The organism is Paenibacillus konkukensis (assembly GCF_023523925.1).
Taxonomy (GTDB): Bacteria; Bacillota; Bacilli; order Paenibacillales; family NBRC-103111; genus Paenibacillus_S; species Paenibacillus_S doosanensis.
The window spans coordinates 3561679-3578815 of sequence record NZ_CP027059.1; the positions used below are offsets into that span (position 1 = coordinate 3561679).

A 17137-nucleotide genomic window follows, 5' to 3' on the forward strand; every position below is an offset into this window, starting at 1 on the left:
AGCGGCTTACGAGCGCACAGGCCAAGCCAACGGAGCCGCAGACGGCAAGCCATCCGGCCCCTTCATAGACAAAGACGCCTCCGGCACCGCTTTAACATAAGCGGGAACGGAAGCGTCTTTTTTGGGTTACAGCCCGGGTTCGCGCCCTGCCTTCTCCACCTGCACGCGGCCGGAGAAGAATACGGCCCCGCCGCCCATATCGGCCTCGCGGTCCGGCGTCAACGCGTTGACGAGCCGCTTGCTGCCCGGCGCGTCGGCCCACAGCCCTTGGCTGACGACGACCCCGCTCAGCACGTCTTCGCCGACCGAAGCGGTCAGCTCGCATTCGCCGCGGCGATTCCAGACGCGCACGGCGTCGCCCGTCTGTATGCCGAGCGCCTCCGCATCGGCGGCGTTCATGAACAGCTTCGGCGTTTTCTCCATTCGCACATGCTTCTCGTTGTTCGAAAACGTCGAGTTGAGGAAGTTATGATTCGGCGCCGGTATGAACAGAAACGGCAAGTCCCCATCCTCGCATAGCGGCGTATACGTCGGCAGCGGCGGGAAGCCTTTCTTCTCCATCGCTTTGGAATACAGCTCGATCTTCCCGCTCGGCGTGCGCAGCCGGCCCGGGAACAGAGGCTTCGCCTTCGCTTTCATAAACTGGCGCTCCGTCAATGCCTCGAACGTCATCCCTTCCAGATGCGGGTTAGCCGGATGATCGAGCGCCTGGCGGATCAGTTCCTCGTCCGTATCCTTCAGCGCCTGCTCCTCAAAGCCCATCGCCTGCGCGAGCAGCCGAAATACCTCGGTGTTCGACTTGCTCTCCCCGTAAGGCTCGATGACCGGCTGTTGAAGCTGAATGTAATGATGCCAATACGAACGGTAAAAATCGGTATTCTCAAACGAAGACGTCGCCGGCAGCACAATATCCGCGTATTTGGCGGTTTCCGTCAGGAACAGCTCGTGAACGACCGTGAACAAATCCTCCCGCTCCAGCCCCTGCCTGACGCGGTTCGCGTCCGGAGCGACGACGGCCGGATTGGAGTTGTACACGTACAGCGAGCGGATCTTCGGCTCCAGCTCCAGCAGAGCGCTGCCGAGCCGGTTCATATTAATCCGGCGCGTGCTGCGCTTCAGCAGATCGGGCCGCTGCAGCGCGGCCGCGTTATGCTCCAGCACCGCCCCGTTGCCTTTGATCGCGCCTCCGCCCTTCACGAGCCATTGGCCCGTCAGCGCGGGCAGACAGGCAATCGTCCGGATGCACATGCCGCCGTTGTCGTGATGCTGCGGCCCGTTGCCGATCCGAATCAGCGACGGCGAGGTATCCGCGTACAAGCGCGCCAGCTTGACGATGTCCTCCGCAGGCACGCCGGTAATCGCTGACACCGTATGCGGGTCGTACTGCTTCACATGCTGTCTCAGTTCCTCGTGTCCGACGGTATACTGCCTGAGAAACGCCTCGTCCGTCTTGTTCTCGGCGAACAAAATATGCATGATGCCGAGAGCGAGCGCCGCATCGGTGCCCGGCATAATCGGGATAAACCAGTCGGCCCAGCGCCCCGTCTGATTTTTATGAACGTCGATGACGACGATTTTGGCGCCGTTCTTGCGCGCCTTCTCGGCGAGCACCACCTGATGCATATTCGTGCTGACCGTATTGATGCCCCACATGATGAACAGCTTGGCATCGACGGTATCCTCCGGGTCGGTGCCGACCGCGCCGCCCATCGTATAATTGTAACCCTCGGTGCCGGCGGCCTGGCAGATCGAATACAGCAATCGGCTGGCTCCGAGCCGGTGGAAAAACCTCCGGTCCATCCCTTCGGTCCCGATCCGCCCCATATTGCCGTAGAAGCTGTAAGGAAGAATCGCCTCGGCCCCATACGCATCGATCGTTTGCTTCCAGCGAGAGGTGATCGTATCGATCGCTTCCGCCCAAGATATGCGCTCGAAACGGCCTTCTCCCTTGCCGCCGACCCTCTTCAGCGGATACTGCAGACGCTTCGGATCGTAAATCCTTTCCCCCATATTGCGCACTTTATTGCAAATCGCGCCTTGGGTTACGGGATGCGAAGGATCACCTTCGATTTTGACGATTTTACCGTTCTCCTTATGAATGATCAATCCGCATTGATCCGGGCAATCCAGCGAACATACGGAGGGAAATACCCCATTAGCGGCATGCTTGGCAGAGTTCATTATGACATCTCCTTCCGGGTTAGACTGCCGGCGGCAAAGCTTTCGAATCACAAGCGCGCGGCCGCTTCGACAGACCGTTCCCGCTTGCTTCGTCTTCCTATTCAACAGAATTAATATATAACGTAGTTTAAAGTTTACGGCGGCAATAGTAAAGCAGGTTCATCGTCAACGCCCTGAATAATATGCTGCGCCCCAAAAACACGGAAAAGACGTTTCCAGGTCTTAAACCGCCTTAAGAAACGCCCTTGCCGTTATCGTGTTTTTCGTATGCCCAGCGTTCCGACTTGAGTTCCAACTCTCCCAAGCCGCGCCTATGCCCCCAACGTTCTGAAAGCCGCTTCCGGCACAGGGTCCGGATCTTTGTTCATATTCGCATGAATGTAGAACATGACGAGCGCGGCAAGCGAAGACAGCGTCCCGAGGAAAAATACCGCTCCAATGCCCCACAAATCGAAAGCGTGGCCGAACAGGAGCGGTCCGATCATCCGTCCCACATTGGCGAATCCGCCGGCCAGCCCCATATAGAACGGCGCGTTGACTCCCGTGCGCTCGGAGAAAAACGTCGGAATCGCCGGCAGCAGCATCATTTCGCCCAACGTCGCCAGCACCATGCCTATAATCAAATACACATACAGCTCATGGAAAAATAAAATAAAGGAAAACGCCGCGACCGAAAACAGCGCGCTGACGAGCATTTGACGGACGATGTTTTGCGCGAAATTTTGTTTGATCCAGTTTGTAAACGGCTGGAAGGCAAGAATGACAATACCGTTCACCGTCCAGAGCAGACTGTAATACTTCAAATCCATTCCTTGCTCTTCAATATAAGGAGCGACGCCGGTCGTCCACTGCGTAAAAGACAGCCAGAAAAACATCGAGCCGACGGATATAAATAAATACAGCCGGATGTTGCGCAGCAGACTGGAAAGGTTCATCCGGACAGCCTCCGCCTGGACAGCGGCTCTAGCATCGTCATGCCCGTGACGGCCATCCTCCTTGACTGCCGCCGCCGGCTCAGCGGACTCCAAAGAGTGAAGAGCGCGCTCTTTCATAAAAAAGAACAAAAACACCGCGAACAGCAGCGTCGTCGTTCCCGTCAGCACATACGTCAGCTGAAAGGAAACGGCGGCAACCAAGCCGCCGACCATGGCTCCGATGGACAAGCCGGCATTGTTGCAAACATACATCACATTGTACAAACGCCGGCGGTGCTCCTTCCACCGGAACCCTGCATAAGCGTTCATCGAGGGCATCGAGATCCCGTTCGTAAATCCCAGCAAGCAGACAAGCGTTATATACAAAGGCCAACTATCCGTGAAGGCGATCGCATACAGCGTGAGCGCCGAGATGATAAACGACCCCGAAATCATCGTTTTCGGTCCGATCCGGTAATACAGGTTGCCGCCGGTAAATTCCCCCAGCACGCTGCACAGCGCCTGGTACAGCACGACAAGCCCAGCTTCGCCGTACGATTTGCCCATCACATTATGCACATACAGCGTCGTCAGCGGCCACATCACCGCTTTGCCCGTCGCATTGACGCAGCTGGCGGCAATAAAAAATAAGGCGTCCCTCGGAAACTGCTTCCAAGAAGACGTTAACGATTGAAGTACCCGATTCGCATTCATCTTTTTTCCCACCATATCCATTCAGTCAGCTCTCGCGCCGTTACATTTCCGTATCTCCATCATATCAGGAGAGCCTCCCCGAAACCAGACTTTATCCTGTCGTCCGGGATAATTTTCATTATGCTGTAATCCGGGCTTGCAACCATTCAATGGCTCCGCTTCATTTGCATTTCCAGGACGCGGTCACGCGTGTCGGCCGGCCGGTACTTTTTCAACATTCCGCGGTCATAGGTAAAAAAGGCATAGGCATCGTCGTCGCCGATTTCAATAAAAGCCTTGCCCTCCTCTTCAAAAAGCGAAGAATAGGAAGGCGTATCGCCGGCCATATCCGGAAACAAGCCGGGGTCCAGCTGGACAACGGTTGATTCGAAGCGGCCCCGCTCCTGATTCCAGCGGTGAATTTCCACGGCAGGGGGCACCCAATCCGTTTGGTTTCCAACCCATTCAGTAACGCCGTCGCCGTCGAGATCCGCTGCCATGGCGCCGTGCCCTTGGAAATCGATGACCTTCCACGAATCCGTAGGTTGATGATAAACTGCAAGCCGTTTCTTCGCCGCCGCGGAATCGGACGTGCTTGCAATCTCGGCTCCGGTCCATTCCCCGGCGATCCAGTTCAACGGGGTAATCCGCACCTGCCCGGGAGCGGCAGCGGACAAGGAGCCCAGCTTCCACTCCGTCTGCAAGCCCTTAAGATATCCGGTCAAGTTCGAGGACGCATCCGTATCCGAATAAATGCGAATTTCTGCTTTTGTATCCGCAAGAGGAAAGCTTTGAATCAGCTTAGCTCCGCTCGGGGAGGAAGCTGGTTCCAACGGATGCATGATGCTTTCGCCGAACGGAATCGCAGCCTGCTCCGGAAACAAGTCCGGGCGGTACGCCGCTTGCGCCGGCTGCTGACGGCGCTGCTCAGTTAAGAAGTTTTCGGGGATGACGCTTGAATCGGGCATTTGCCCCGCGTCGCATCCGGCGGCGGCAACGGTTAGCACGGACAGCGTAGTGAACGCGATACGATGGAATGTATTCATCAATTGGGGGCTTCCTTTCTGTTAAGTACATCTCATACGGGTCGTGAAGATAAATAACTTGAATGCACACGACCTGTAAATGTGTTAGTTGTGGTCAGGATCTTTCTTTATCCAATACTTCGCGTTCTGATTATCCACCAAATACCACACCGTACCGTTAGGATCTTCCCAATATGCGCTCGGGTAAACGGTAACGTTAGTTAGCTGAAAACCGCCCAATTCCAACCCTTCGAACGGAAACTGGTATAACGGGTGAGAGCCTTTGAGCTCCAAGGGAGCGCTCGTCTTCACCGTGTTCGACGGCTCCGTAAGCCCGAGATCCAACCAGCCGTCCCCGAAGCTCGTATGCACATGGTATACGTTGGAATCGCGAAGCTGCTCAAAGGAGCTTACCGTCTGCGGGTGCAGCACAACGGAGAGCCCGCTTCGGTAAGTAGCGAACGCAAATAAAGGCGTGTCGTTAAGCAAAGTCAAGGGTTCATTCTTCCGAAGGACCGGTATCCCTTGCTCGTGGATATATTTCGGTCCTTGCTCCGTCTCCACCTGATAGCTGGTATCGTACACATTGACATATTCGCCGGTAACGTGAAGCGTTTCGTTGACTGTCTGCTGGAACATCGGTCCGGCCATCGAGCCGTAAGGGCCGTAGTAATTGGGATCGTCCAGCAAAAATTGACCGCTCCCATAGTACGAATAATAATCCGCCGGCTTTACATATCCGATGCTTCCGACGGATAGATGCACCCACTGCTCTCCCAGGTTGGGAGTCTGTATGCGTACCCATCGTTTCTCATCGCTGCTGTTTGCGTAAAACCACATTTTCTCCGCTCCGGTTACCCGCACCTCTTGTGGAGTTAAAAGCGCAGTAGGAGGGACAGTGTCATCCATAGAGGCATAAGCAGGGGTCTCCGATACCAGATGGATTTTTTCGGGAGGAGGGACAGTGATATTCCATGGCTCAGGAGAAATCCATTTCGAACCGAGATAAGTGGAGATCAGCCACCAACTGCGTCCTCTCGCCCATTTATACTCTCCGCCGAGAACTTGAATGCCTTTCTGTGCGGCGAACGTGCCTACAGGGTCCGCGGCAGGATTTCCGGGCTCCGAATAAAAAGGGGTTTCGCTTAACAAATCGATCGTAGAGGGAATTCGAAACAGCTCTGGCGGGTTTACGATGACAGAACCGGAAGGAACCACGGCTTGTTCAACCGCAGAGGCCGTAACGGCATGAACACCGCTGCAGATCCAGATCATTGCGGCAATCGTACAAACGGTCCAATTTTTGCCCATAATATAGCTCCTTATTTTCCGAATGATACCATTTATTAACTCGATTGTTTTAGACGCTAAAAAACGAAATTAGTTGTGCAAGCGCCTTTTACAAGTCAAGTCCAAATCCTGCAGGCAAACCGCTGCACAGCGATTGTCGCATCAATCCATCCGCTTCAACACATTTCCAGCAGCTTGGTATGTTATTAAAAGTAATGATCATCTTTTCATTTACAAACCGATGGTCGGTTTGTATAATAATCGTATAAAGCGGCTCTGATCAGCCTCGCGCCAAGAAATCAAATTCCCCTACGAGAGGATGAATGCATAATGAACTTATGGCTTGTTCTGCATCTGATAGGAGCGGTCTTATTTGTAGGCAATATTATAACGGCGGCGTTTTGGAAAGTTCGCGCGGATTTGCAGAAAGACCCCGTTATTATCCACAGCGCGGCCAAGAACGTCATGCTCGCCGATATGGTCTTTACTTTGCCCGGGCTACTTCTCATCGTGCTCTCCGGCGTTGTTATGGCCGTTCGCGCCGATATGCCGATGATGGGGCTGAATTGGCTTACGCTATCGCTGATTTTATTCGCGATAACGGGCATCATCTGGCTGGCCGTGCTCATTCCGCTGCAGCGAGCTATGATCCGCCACAGCGCCGCGGACGTCCGGAATGGGCGCATGTCCGACGCTTATTCCCGCGCTTCCCGCTATTGGGCTATCTTCGGCGTAGCCGCTACACTGCTGCCTGTCGTTATCCTCTATCTAATGGTGAGCCGAAGCTTCTGAAAGGTGATGAAAAAATCCGCTGCGGCGCCTACAGGCAAAAAGCCGCTCTCCTTCTCAGCGTAAGGAGGGCGGCTCTGTAAGCCTAATCCGCGCAATCCGGCGCGGCGATTATGAAATCAGCTTCGTCTGTCTCGCCTTCTCGGCTACGCGCTTCGTATAACCGCTGAGCGGCTTCTTCAGCGCCAGAGCGACGACATAGCAAACCGCTATAAAGACGATCAGGAAAAGCACATCCTTCAGTACGGCGCTCAGGAGTATGCCCCCTACTGCCTCGCGCATCGCTCCGACCGCGTAAGTAAACGGTACGAACGGATTCAGCTTCTGAAAGAACGTAGCCGCCGTGCTGACCGGGAACGTGCCCCCGGAGCTGGAAAACTGCAGCACGAGAAAAATAATCGCTATCCCTTTGCCGATATTGCCGAACACGGATACTAGCGTGTACGTGATGGTTACGAACACCGCGCTAATCAAAATCGCAAAGACGACGAACCAAAACTTATGGACGACATAGGTGCCGAGAATGAAGAAATCGCCGAGCGAGACGATGAGCGCCTGGAAGAAGCCGATCGTCAGGAAGATGCACATCCGGCCGAAGTAAATTTCGTAGCTTTTGTACACGATGCCTTCCGGCTCCTCGACTTCCACCCGCATGAGCGACACGAGCAGCATCGCCCCGACCCACAGCGACAAGGTCGTATAGAACGGCGACATCGCCGAACCGTAATTCGGAATCGGGTACTTCTTCACCTCTTGGATGAGAACGGGATTGGCGAGAAAATCGCTCTCCTTCGTCATATCGTTCTGCAGCCAGTTCAGCAGCTCGGCGATGCTGCCTTCCCCCTCCACCTTGCGGATCTCGTCCGCCGCCTTATGTACGGCATCCTCCAGCTGCGGCAAATCGTCTCGGACCATATCCGCCACCTGATGCACCGCGCTCTCCACCTCGGGAAACTTGGTTTGGTACAAGTCGGCTACTTTGCGCAGCTCCTCCTCGGCCTCCGGCAGATCGTTGCGCACGAAATCGGCCGCCTGATGCACCTTTTGCCCGACCTTCGGCAGGTCGTTGCGAATGAAGGGAGCCGCCGCATTCAGCGCTTCGGTGAATTGCCCCATCTTCGTCTGCACCGCCTCCGCCGCTTCGTGAATCTTCGCGCGGATTTGCGGCAAATCCTGCTGCAGCGCCTCAAGCCCGCTCGCGGCGAATTGAATGCCCGCCTGCGCATCCTGCAAGATGCCCTTGATGTCCGGCAGCTTGTCTTTTAGCGTCCGCAGCACCTCGGCGCTGTTCTTGGCGACCGACAAAATCTGGTCTAACGCCTTCGTCACGTTCGGCACGATCTCCGAATCATACTTCGACAATATCGATCCGAGCGCCATGCTCGCTTCCTTGGACAGCTTGTTCAAGCTGGACACGATGTCCTTGGCCGGCTTCTCTCCGTTCTGAACCGCCGTCACGATAGAGCGGATTTGCTCAATCTGCTGGGTGAAGTTCGACCGTACGGCGCTCAGCCGCTCAATGTTGTCCGTCAGCGGAGCTTTGGGCAAATATTTGTTCAGCCGGGTGAACAAATCGATCTGGCGGTCGAGCACGTTCACCGCCGTCGCCAGCCGGTCCGCGGCAAAGCCGAGCACGGCGAGAAACGGCTTGGGATCGAGATTGGCATCCTGCAGCTGCTCTGTAATTTCGGTAACGTCGTCGGCCGTCTGCTGCATCAGGATCAAATTTTGCTTGACCACGGGAATGAGCGCCTGAAAAGCGGCGTCGTTGGTTTGCAAAAAGCTCTGCAGCTCGTCCGCGAACGCGCCTCCGTCAACGGCGATCGCCTCCAGCTTCGGCAGCGCGTCCAGCGCGGCGCTCGTAATTTCTCCCGCTTTGCGGGTATCGTCCACCGCCTTGTTGAGCGCGTCCTCGACCTTGTAAAAGTTTTGGTCCAGCTCGGTCACCCGGTCGGCCGCCCGCTGAATGTCCGGCAGCTTCTCCTGAATGAGCAGCAGCTCGCCGGCGGCGTCCTCAATCTGGGGCCAGCGCTCCTCGATCTTAAGCACCGCGTCCCCGGCCTTGTCGATCTCGGGAATTTGCTGCTCCAGCCGGACGATTTTATCGCCCTTCTCCCTAATTTCCGGAAGCTTCTGTTCGATCTCCAGCGCCCTGTTCCCTACGCCTTCGATCTCGGGAAGCCGTTTCTCCAGCTCGAAGATGCGGCTCTCGATCTTACGGATCGTCGGCAGCTGCGCCTCGAACTCAAGTCCCAGCTCTTTCATGCGCGACAGTACCGTATCGCTGACCGTCCGGATAAAATTTTCGCTAATTTGCGTCGTCACGCTGGAAGCGCCCTTCTCGGTAATTTTCGGTGCGACGGCGTTTACTTTTTCATTAACGGTATAAATAATTTCCGGCTTTTGCGGATTGCCTTCCAGCACGCTGGCAATTTTGCCCGAGAAGTCGGCGGGAATGATCAGACTCGCATAGTAATCGCCGCGCTCCACGCCGTGCAGCGCCTCCTCCTCATCCACGAACGTCCAGCCCAGCTTATGATTATCATGGAGGCTGCTTATGACTTCGCTGCCGATATTGAACGTCTTGCCTTTGGCGGAAGCTCCCTCGTCCTTGCTAGTCACGGCGATCTTGATGCCAGACGTGTTCCCGTAAGGGTCCCACATCGCCTTCAGGTTCACCCAGGCATAGACGGAAGGAAGAATAGCCAAAGCGACCATCAGCAGCAGCCCCGTAGGCACCTTAGCAATATTCAATAAATCCGTTTTATATATTTGAAATATGTTTTTCATCCGCAAATCACCCAGATTGTCTCATTTGTCGTTTAATTTATCCGTGTAAGCCCATTTCCATCCATTGAAGTTTTAGGGCGCTCTCCCCGCTTACATCTGAGCGTACGATTATAGCGCCCAAGGCTGGCGGACGGCCGTTACGGTTTCTCCGGTGGCGATAGCCCGCTCGATCATCATCCCGAGGTAATGGTCCTGCGAAGCTTCGCGAAGACTGTAAAATTCCGGCCCGCCCGCCGCATATTCGGCCATCAGCTGCAAGCAGGAGGCGATGCCGATCTCGTCGTCGTACAACCGCGCCGGGGCGAACGGATTGTCATACAGCCATTGATCCCCCGCCATAATGCCTTTAAGGAAATATCCTTCCTGATTCTCCTCCTCGCCGCGGTTAATTCTCTTAAGATCAAGATAGAGCGGCGTCGCATGATCGGCCAGTACGCGAATCCGGTTATCGAAAATTTCGCCGCGCTGCCCTCGCACCGACAAATGATTGGAGCGCGTCCAGGAGCGATGCTGGTCCTTCGTAAAATCGTAAATGCCCAGCTTATCGCCAAAATCGAGCCAGGCTAAGTCGCGCTGCAGCGCAACGATTCTCTCCTCGGCCGGCGGCCCGCTGCGGTCGGGCCCCGCAACCCAGTCGGACGTAAACCGCATTCCCCGGATACGGACTTCTTCGAAGCCGGCTCCGAGCATTTTGCGAATCAGGCTGACGCCATGATACAAATGCGAAATCGATACCGACGCCTCGGATATACGGCCGAGCCGACCGGAGCGAATGAACGCAAGCCGTGCCGCCTGAATCGGCTGCAGATGGTACTGCTCGGCCACCTGTACCCGGGCTCCGCGAAGCGTAAGCCGCTCGTGCAGCTCCAGCAGCCCTTCCAGATCGGGAGCCGGAGGAGTTTCGGCCAGGGCAGGGATGGACAGCTCCGCCAACCGGAGCAAGTAATCCGGGGAAGCGCTGCGACTAACCGATACGACGACAAAATCCGGACGCTCCCGCTCCAGCAGCTTCTCCAGCGACGGATACACGTTCGTTCCCCACTGCCGCTGCATCGCTTGTCCTTTGGCCTCGTCCCTGACTACCATGCCGCTCACGCGGAACCGGTCCGGAAGCGCTTGGGCGATGCGAAGATAATATTGCGCGCGAAACCCCGCGCCGCCGATAATACTGAATTGAACGGGTTTGCTCATCATCGTTTACCTCCAACAGGCTTCCTCCCTACCGGCAGGAAACCAGCATATTTTTCCAAACCATCATACCACCATACCATAAAAAAAGCGCGTCTCAAGCGCTATTCATCGCAACATTTTATCGTCCGACAAAAACGTTCTATCGGGAAACCCAGTCTTCGCGTGATATGATAGATACCAAATGCAGTAAAGGAAGTGCTTTCTCGTGGATTCGTTCTGGAAACGCAATCTTATCGTCTTATGGATCGGCGCGTTCCTCGTCAGTATGGCTTACTCGGTGTCCATTCCGTTTATGTCGATTTTTTTGCAGGATGAACTCGGGGTGACGGATCATCTGGAAGCTTGGACGGGCGTTATCTTTGCCGTTACTTTTCTGGCCAGCTCGCTGATCGCTCCGTTCTGGGGCTCGCTCGCCGACAAGTACGGCCGTAAGCCGATGATGCTAAGGGCGGGGCTATGCCTGTCGATCGCTTACTTTTTATATTTTCTCGTGCAAAATCCGTACGAATTAATTTTGGTGAGGGTTATGGAAGGGCTGCTGGCGGGCTATATTCCGTCGGCGATAGCGCTCGTAGCCACCAATACGCCGGAGAAGCATGTCGGCTATGCGCTCGGGATCATGTCGACGGCCAGCGCGACCGCATCGATCATGGGTCCGCTGCTCGGAGGCATCGTAAGCCACTGGGTCGGACCGCGGCAGACGTTTTTTCTCGCGGGGATCATGGTGCTGATAGCCTTCCTCATTGCGCTCTTGTGGATTAAAGAGCCGTCGTTCAACCGCTCGGAAGGGAAACGCTCCTCCGTGACGAAGGATCTTAAAGAAGCGGCGTCGAACCGGATGCTGATGTCGGCGCTGTTCATCGTCTTTATTACCTCCACCTCGATCATTATTCTTGAACCGCTGCTTACCATCTATGTGCTGAAGCTCGGTTCCTCGCAAAATTCGGCTTCGCTGCACGCAGGCATCATCTTCTCGGCCGTAGGCGTCGCCACGCTGATCGCCGCGCCTCGTTGGGGAAGAATCGGAACGAAGGTCGGCTACGAGAAGGTGCTCTTTATCGGGCTCATCGGCGGCGGAATCGGCAATCTGCTGCAAATTTTGTTTCACAATCTGGTCGGCTTCGGATCGCTGCGCTTCGTATACGGATTGTTTTTCGCCGCCGTCTTCCCGGCGCTTAACGCCTTTATCGCCAAGCATACGGACCCGGGCTTCCGCAGCCGCGCCTTCAGCCTGAACCAATCCGCCAACCAGATGGGGCTGCTGCTGGGCCCGCTGATCGGCGGCTTCCTGGCGACGCAGCTGTCGATTCCCATCGTGTTCGCCATCAACGGCTGTATGCTGCTGCTTGTCGCTCTGCTGTTGAAAATGCCCAAGTTCTCCTTCAATGCGGCTTCGTCTCCCTTGAAAGAGACCTCGAAATAACCGGTTCCCGCCCGGCCCGGCTCAGCAAAAAGCCAACCTGACTCAGGTTGGCTTTTCCGTTTCTGCCCGCCGCAGAACGGCGGCCGCAGCGCAGCATGTGAATAACTAAATCTGTGGATATGTTGACAGAACGTCTAAACATATGCACAGCAAGTCTGAATGATCTGTTTATTATGTGGATAACACTGTGGATAATTTGTGCATTACCTTTATAAGCCCACTTGCAAGTAACGGTCTTGCTCCAATCCCTGTGCATCGGCTGTCGGTTTGAAACCTTTCACCTGAGTATTAAACCGTTCGATATGGCTTGAAAGCGTCTCATCTTCCATCGTCACAAAGCCGATCGTCAGCTTCTTCCCGCTTAGCTCGATCAGGCGAAAGGCCGGATGATCCAGACAAGCCGCCGTTTGTATGTAATGCCAGCCGTCGCGGGACACGATCGAATTGATGTGGTTATGCCCGCAGAAGTAGAAAGCCGGGCCTTGCTTCGCCCGCAGCGCCGATTGGATATCGATATCGGGATGAATCGATAATTTGTCCTTAGTCGAATGCGCCGTCGTATCGTATACCGGATGATGAGCGAACACCAGCACCGGCTTGCCGCCGGATTGCTCCAATTGCTCCTTAAGCCATGCGAGCTGCCGTTCGTCCAGCTCTCCGCCCCAATCCGAACGATTCATTTCCTTCGTAGAATCGAGGAATAAGAGCTTGGCTTCGTCCAATTCAATCGCGCCGTAACGCTGCTGGCCAGTAATGGCGAGAATCTCGGTCTTGGGAATCGAATAAGTGTCGTGATTGCCCAGCACGTGAATAAAGCTGCGCCCGCTGCCGTTAATTTGCTCAAAAACGTAGCGGAATTCCTCCGGGTATCCGCCGTGCGTAAGATCCCCTAGCGAAATATGCAAATCCGCCTCGGTCTGCAAGAACGCATCCAGCATCGTCTTGTAAGCCGCATCCCTCGCTTCAAGCATCTCGGCCGTACCGCCGTCCATCCGTGAATAATGAAAATCTCCCAACAATGCAATACGCATACCTGGTACCCTCCCATTTTTGACGAACTGCTTGCCTTTTCCTACTATATGCCGCACTTTGCTTGCGCTATGACGGGGGTTGTCCTGCGCGCCGGTCCGGCCGGCTATTGACCGATACGCCATGAAACCGGGCCCTGTGCGGGCAGGTTTGTCCCAAAAACACGGAATACCTAGCAATCCTCTCCGTCAATAGCATCGTACCTCACCGGCCTTGGAAAAGAAACGGTTCTTGATAAAAAAACTCGCCGAGAGAGCAAAAAAAAGCAAAAACAGCCCTCCCAGCGGGGAAGACTGATGCGTTTCGTATTAACTATTAATGTGCCGGGTCGGCATGATCGATATGCTTCAGATGGTTCCGATTCATCAGCACGAACAGCACCGAGACGAGCACGAAGCATCCGCCTACGATGAACGGAACATGAGGGTTGAACCATTCCGCCAATTTGCCCGCCAGCCACGGAGCGATAGCTCCTCCGAGAAAGCGCAGGAAGCTGTACGCGGCTGAAGCGGTCGGACGTTCCACCGGCGCTGCCTGCATAACTGCCGTAGTAATCAATGTATTATTATTGCCCAGGAAAGCTCCGGCAATGATAACGGAAATAATAACGACCGCCTTGCTCGAAGTCCATATGCCCATCGCAAGCAGCGTCGCCGCGAACAGCGTAAGCATAGCGCACATGGAAGAGATCGTGCCGAACCGTCTTTGCAGCTGCGGAGCAACAAATACCGATGTGACGGCAAGCAGCAGGCCCCAGCCGAGAAAGACATAGCCCAGACCGCGTTCCTTCAACTGCATGACGAAAGGAGCGTAGGCGAGCAAAGTAAAGAACCCGAAGTTATACAGCAGAGCGGTGATCCCGAGCGTGGATAAACCGCGGTATTTCAAAGCCCGAAACGGATCGAGAATGGAGCTTTTGGCCTTCGTCATTTGTTTCGTCTTGGGCATCATGACCAAGAGGAATATAAATGCCACCACCATTAATACGCCGACGCCGTAGAACGGACCGCGCCATGATATGGAGCCCAGTTCCCCGCCGAGCAGCGGTCCGACCGAAATCCCGAGTCCGATAGCGGCTTCGTACAAAATGATAGCTTGAGCCGTTCCCGCTCTGGACAGGGACACGATAGCGGACAATGCCGTAGCTACGAACAGCGCATTGCCAAGCCCCCAACCGCCGCGCAGCCCGACAAGCGCCCAGATGCTGTTCGAGGCGCCGCCCAGCGAGGCGAATACGGCAATGATGATGATCCCGCAGAGAAGCGTCCATTTGGTCCCCAGCCGTGACGACACGACTCCGGTAATCAGCATGGCCACGGCCATGACGATATTATAGCTGGTGAACAGCAAGGTCACCTGGCTTTGCGATGCGTTCATTTTCTCGGCAATGGCGGGCAAGATCGGGTCTACCAGACCGATCCCCATAAAAGCGATAATGCAGGCGAAGCCGACGGCCCATACCGCCTTCGGCTGACTTAACAAGCTTCCTTTCTGCGATGATGAGGAATCCATAATTTCTTCCATCTCCTTGTTTTATTGGTTTTGATCCATTTTATTGATCGCGTTCAGCACGCGGTTATGGAATTGCTTGATCTCGTCGCGCATCTCAATCATCTTCACCAGCTTCTCTTCGATCAAATCCAGCTGATGCTTCACGACGGGCTCCAGTTCCTCAAGCTTGCGCTTCTTTTCGGAATCGTCCGATATGAGGCGGTAGCCTTGGCGGTGGCTCTCCAACTCCTCCGTAATGCTGACGTAATGCTGCAGCTCCTGCAAGGAAAATCCAAGCACATCGCGGGCGTTAATGAGCTTCTTAAGCCGGTCGATATGATCGCGGGTATACAACCGGATGCCCCCCTCGCTTCGTTCCGGGGGAGGCAGCAGCCCGATCTCCTCATAATACCGGAGCGTCCGCTTGGTTAATCCGCACTCTTTGGCCACATCGTCGATTTTATATTTTTCGGTCATTATGCAGCTCCTCCGTGTCAATCTAACAGTATCCATCATATCTAACCTTAACGTTAACGTCAAGTATTTCTTTTTATTTTTACCCCCTGTCTTTTAGTACATAAGAAAAAAACGCTCCATCCGGCCCGTTCGAACCGATTTGGAGCAGTTCCTTTTCCATGATCGTATGTGTCCCCTAGTAACCGTCGGTGTTCCCGCCCATCTGTCGTGCGGCGCCGGCTCCTTCCGCCATAGACGAACTGACATTCGGGTCCGCCTTGCGCGTATCCCGCAGCTGCAGACCTTCCGCCACTCTTCTGCCATATTCGGGATCGGCCTTGGTAAAGTATCCGATCATTTTCTCCCGAATATGCGGCCTACAGACGCTCAGATTCGCAACCAGATTGGCGATCAGCTCATCGCGCTCCCAATCCTGGAATTTCCGGTACGTGTCGCCGGCCTGTCCGAAATCGTTCGTTCTGTCGATCTTCTGACGGACCAAGCTCGCGTCGTAGCGCGGCTCATGCTCTCTTCCACGGCGTTCCGCCTCCTTCAGACCGTCCAGCGAAGAAGGCTCGTAGTTGACATGAGGACTTTGTCCGGGAGCTTGATCGACGAAATAGGTCATCTGCCCGTCCCGTTGATTGGTCGCGACCCGCTTCTTCGGCGCGTTGATCGGCAGCTGCAAGTAATTCGTCCCTACGCGGTAACGCTGCGTATCCGAATAAGAGAACGTTCTTCCTTGAAGCAGCTTATCGTCGGAGAAGTCGAGCCCGTCCACCAGCACGCCGGTACCGAAGGCCACCTGCTCCACCTCGGCGAAATAATTTTCCGGATTGCGGTTCAGCACCATTTTCCCTACCTTCCGAAACGGGAATTGTTCATGATCCCACAGCTTCGTCGGGTCCAGCGGGTCAAAATCAAGCTCCGGATGCTCGTCGTCGCTCATAATTTGCACGCACAGCTCCCACTCCGGGTAGTCTCCGCGTTCTATCGCTTCGTACAAATCCTGCGTGGCATGGCTGTAATTGACGCTTTGTATTTCGTCGGCTTCCCGCTGCGTTAAATTGCGAATCTTCCGCTTGACCGGCTCCCAATGATATTTGACCAGAACCGCCTCTCACGCGGCGTTGACCCACTTATATGTATTGACGCCCGAGCCCTGCATTTCGCGATAACCGGCAGGAATGCCCCATGGCGAGAACAAAAAGGTGACCATATGCGTCGCTTCCGGGCTGTTGGAAAGAAAATCGAACATCCGCTCCGGATTTTGCAGATTATTAACCGGGTCCGGCCTGAACGAATGAACCATATCAGGGAATTTCAACGGATCGCGTATAAAAAATATTTTCAGATTGTTGCCCACAAGATCCCAATTTCCGTCCTCCGTATAAAACTTGACGGCAAATCCTCTCGGATCGCGAAGCGTTTCCGGGGAATGCCCCCCATGGACGACCGTAGAGAAACGAACGAATACCGGAGTTCGCTTGCCCTCCTCTTGAAACAGCTTGGCCCGCGTATACTTGGACACCGGCTCGTCCCCGACCTTGCCGTAGGCTTCGAAATAACCGTGAGCCCCGGCTCCCCGCGCATGAACGACCCGCTCCGGTATCCGTTCGCGGTCGAAGTGGGATATCTTCTCAAGCAAATGGTAATTTTCCAGCGTCGTCGGCCCGCGGCTTCCTACTGTCCTGACGTTCTGATTGTCTTTGATGGGATGACCTTGGCGGTCGGTGAGCGTCATTTCATTCTCTCCCGCTCCCATCCTATTGTCGGCGGGTCCGCCGGGCCCTTCATCAACAGCGTAGACTATTATATGCTTTGGCTGCATCATTATCCTCCTATTCGTCTAATGCACTCAAGTA

The 17137-nt window shown here is 54.9% G+C and carries 11 protein-coding genes and 1 pseudogene; 2 read left to right on the forward strand and 10 right to left on the reverse strand.

What is annotated here, in order from left to right:
* Positions 1 to 126: 126 nt before the first annotated feature.
* The 4 genes from SK3146_RS15205 to SK3146_RS15220 form a co-directional block, all read right to left on the reverse strand.
* Positions 127 to 2181 carry a molybdopterin-containing oxidoreductase family protein gene (locus tag SK3146_RS15205; protein WP_249865822.1) on the reverse strand — a complete coding sequence of 685 codons (2055 nt, stop codon included), beginning with the start codon at positions 2179 to 2181 and terminating at the stop codon, positions 127 to 129.
* A gap of 311 nt (positions 2182 to 2492) precedes the next feature.
* Positions 2493 to 3809, reverse strand: a complete 1317-nt coding sequence (locus SK3146_RS15210; protein WP_249865823.1) for an MFS transporter — start codon at positions 3807 to 3809, stop codon at positions 2493 to 2495.
* 146 nt (positions 3810 to 3955) lie between these two features.
* On the reverse strand, positions 3956 to 4834 hold the full coding sequence (locus SK3146_RS15215; protein WP_249865824.1) for a hypothetical protein: 879 nt from the start codon (positions 4832 to 4834) through the stop codon (positions 3956 to 3958).
* Positions 4835 to 4918: 84 nt separating this feature from the next.
* The gene (locus tag SK3146_RS15220) at positions 4919 to 6124 is read right to left on the reverse strand and encodes a hypothetical protein (protein WP_249865825.1); all 1206 of its coding nucleotides are present in this window, start codon (positions 6122 to 6124) and stop codon (positions 4919 to 4921) included.
* 309 nt (positions 6125 to 6433) lie between these two features.
* On the opposite strand from SK3146_RS15220, the gene SK3146_RS15225 reads away from it, so the two are divergent.
* Positions 6434 to 6895 (forward strand): DUF2269 family protein, encoded by a 462-nt coding sequence (locus SK3146_RS15225; RefSeq protein ID WP_249865826.1) that lies wholly within the window; start codon positions 6434 to 6436, stop codon positions 6893 to 6895.
* 108 nt (positions 6896 to 7003) lie between these two features.
* Here SK3146_RS15225 and SK3146_RS15230 read toward each other — a convergent pair whose 3' ends face one another.
* Positions 7004 to 9682: a YhgE/Pip domain-containing protein gene (locus SK3146_RS15230; protein ID WP_249865827.1), complete on the reverse strand. Its 2679-nt coding sequence runs from the start codon at positions 9680 to 9682 to the stop codon at positions 7004 to 7006.
* A gap of 108 nt (positions 9683 to 9790) precedes the next feature.
* Entirely contained in the window at positions 9791 to 10873 is a 1083-nt protein-coding gene (locus SK3146_RS15235) for a Gfo/Idh/MocA family protein (RefSeq protein ID WP_249866308.1), read from the reverse strand.
* A 205-nt stretch (positions 10874 to 11078) separates the two neighbouring features.
* Between SK3146_RS15235 and SK3146_RS15240 the strand changes: the two genes are divergently transcribed.
* A complete protein-coding gene (locus tag SK3146_RS15240) occupies positions 11079 to 12296 on the forward strand; it encodes an MFS transporter (protein ID WP_249865828.1) in 1218 nt (405 codons plus the stop codon).
* 209 nt (positions 12297 to 12505) lie between these two features.
* On the opposite strand, the gene SK3146_RS15245 is transcribed toward SK3146_RS15240, so the two are convergent.
* The 4 genes and pseudogenes from SK3146_RS15245 to SK3146_RS15260 all read right to left on the reverse strand — a co-directional run bounded on the left by SK3146_RS15245 (position 12506) and on the right by SK3146_RS15260 (position 17037).
* Positions 12506 to 13327: a metallophosphoesterase family protein gene (locus tag SK3146_RS15245; protein ID WP_249865829.1), complete on the reverse strand. Its 822-nt coding sequence runs from the start codon at positions 13325 to 13327 to the stop codon at positions 12506 to 12508.
* A 313-nt stretch (positions 13328 to 13640) separates the two neighbouring features.
* The gene (locus SK3146_RS15250; RefSeq protein WP_249865830.1) at positions 13641 to 14837 is read right to left on the reverse strand and encodes an MFS transporter; all 1197 of its coding nucleotides are present in this window, start codon (positions 14835 to 14837) and stop codon (positions 13641 to 13643) included.
* Between the two features lie 21 nt (positions 14838 to 14858).
* On the reverse strand, positions 14859 to 15293 hold the full coding sequence (locus SK3146_RS15255) for a MerR family transcriptional regulator (RefSeq protein ID WP_249865831.1): 435 nt from the start codon (positions 15291 to 15293) through the stop codon (positions 14859 to 14861).
* 175 nt (positions 15294 to 15468) lie between these two features.
* Positions 15469 to 17037: pseudogene (locus SK3146_RS15260) on the reverse strand (catalase).
* Positions 17038 to 17137 lie beyond the last annotated feature (100 nt).

Coding starts and splice junctions, on each gene's coding strand:
- SK3146_RS15255 (WP_249865831.1), bottom strand. CDS start 15,293: ATGACCGAAAAATATAAAATCGACGATGTGGCCAAAGAGTGCGGATTA.
- SK3146_RS15205 (WP_249865822.1), bottom strand. CDS start 2,181: ATGAACTCTGCCAAGCATGCCGCTAATGGGGTATTTCCCTCCGTATGT.
- SK3146_RS15230 (WP_249865827.1), bottom strand. CDS start 9,682: ATGAAAAACATATTTCAAATATATAAAACGGATTTATTGAATATTGCT.
- SK3146_RS15215 (WP_249865824.1), bottom strand. CDS start 4,834: ATGAATACATTCCATCGTATCGCGTTCACTACGCTGTCCGTGCTAACC.
- SK3146_RS15225 (WP_249865826.1), top strand. CDS start 6,434: ATGAACTTATGGCTTGTTCTGCATCTGATAGGAGCGGTCTTATTTGTA.
- SK3146_RS15235 (WP_249866308.1), bottom strand. CDS start 10,873: ATGAGCAAACCCGTTCAATTCAGTATTATCGGCGGCGCGGGGTTTCGC.
- SK3146_RS15245 (WP_249865829.1), bottom strand. CDS start 13,327: ATGCGTATTGCATTGTTGGGAGATTTTCATTATTCACGGATGGACGGC.
- SK3146_RS15220 (WP_249865825.1), bottom strand. CDS start 6,124: ATGGGCAAAAATTGGACCGTTTGTACGATTGCCGCAATGATCTGGATC.
- SK3146_RS15210 (WP_249865823.1), bottom strand. CDS start 3,809: ATGAATGCGAATCGGGTACTTCAATCGTTAACGTCTTCTTGGAAGCAG.
- SK3146_RS15250 (WP_249865830.1), bottom strand. CDS start 14,837: ATGGATTCCTCATCATCGCAGAAAGGAAGCTTGTTAAGTCAGCCGAAG.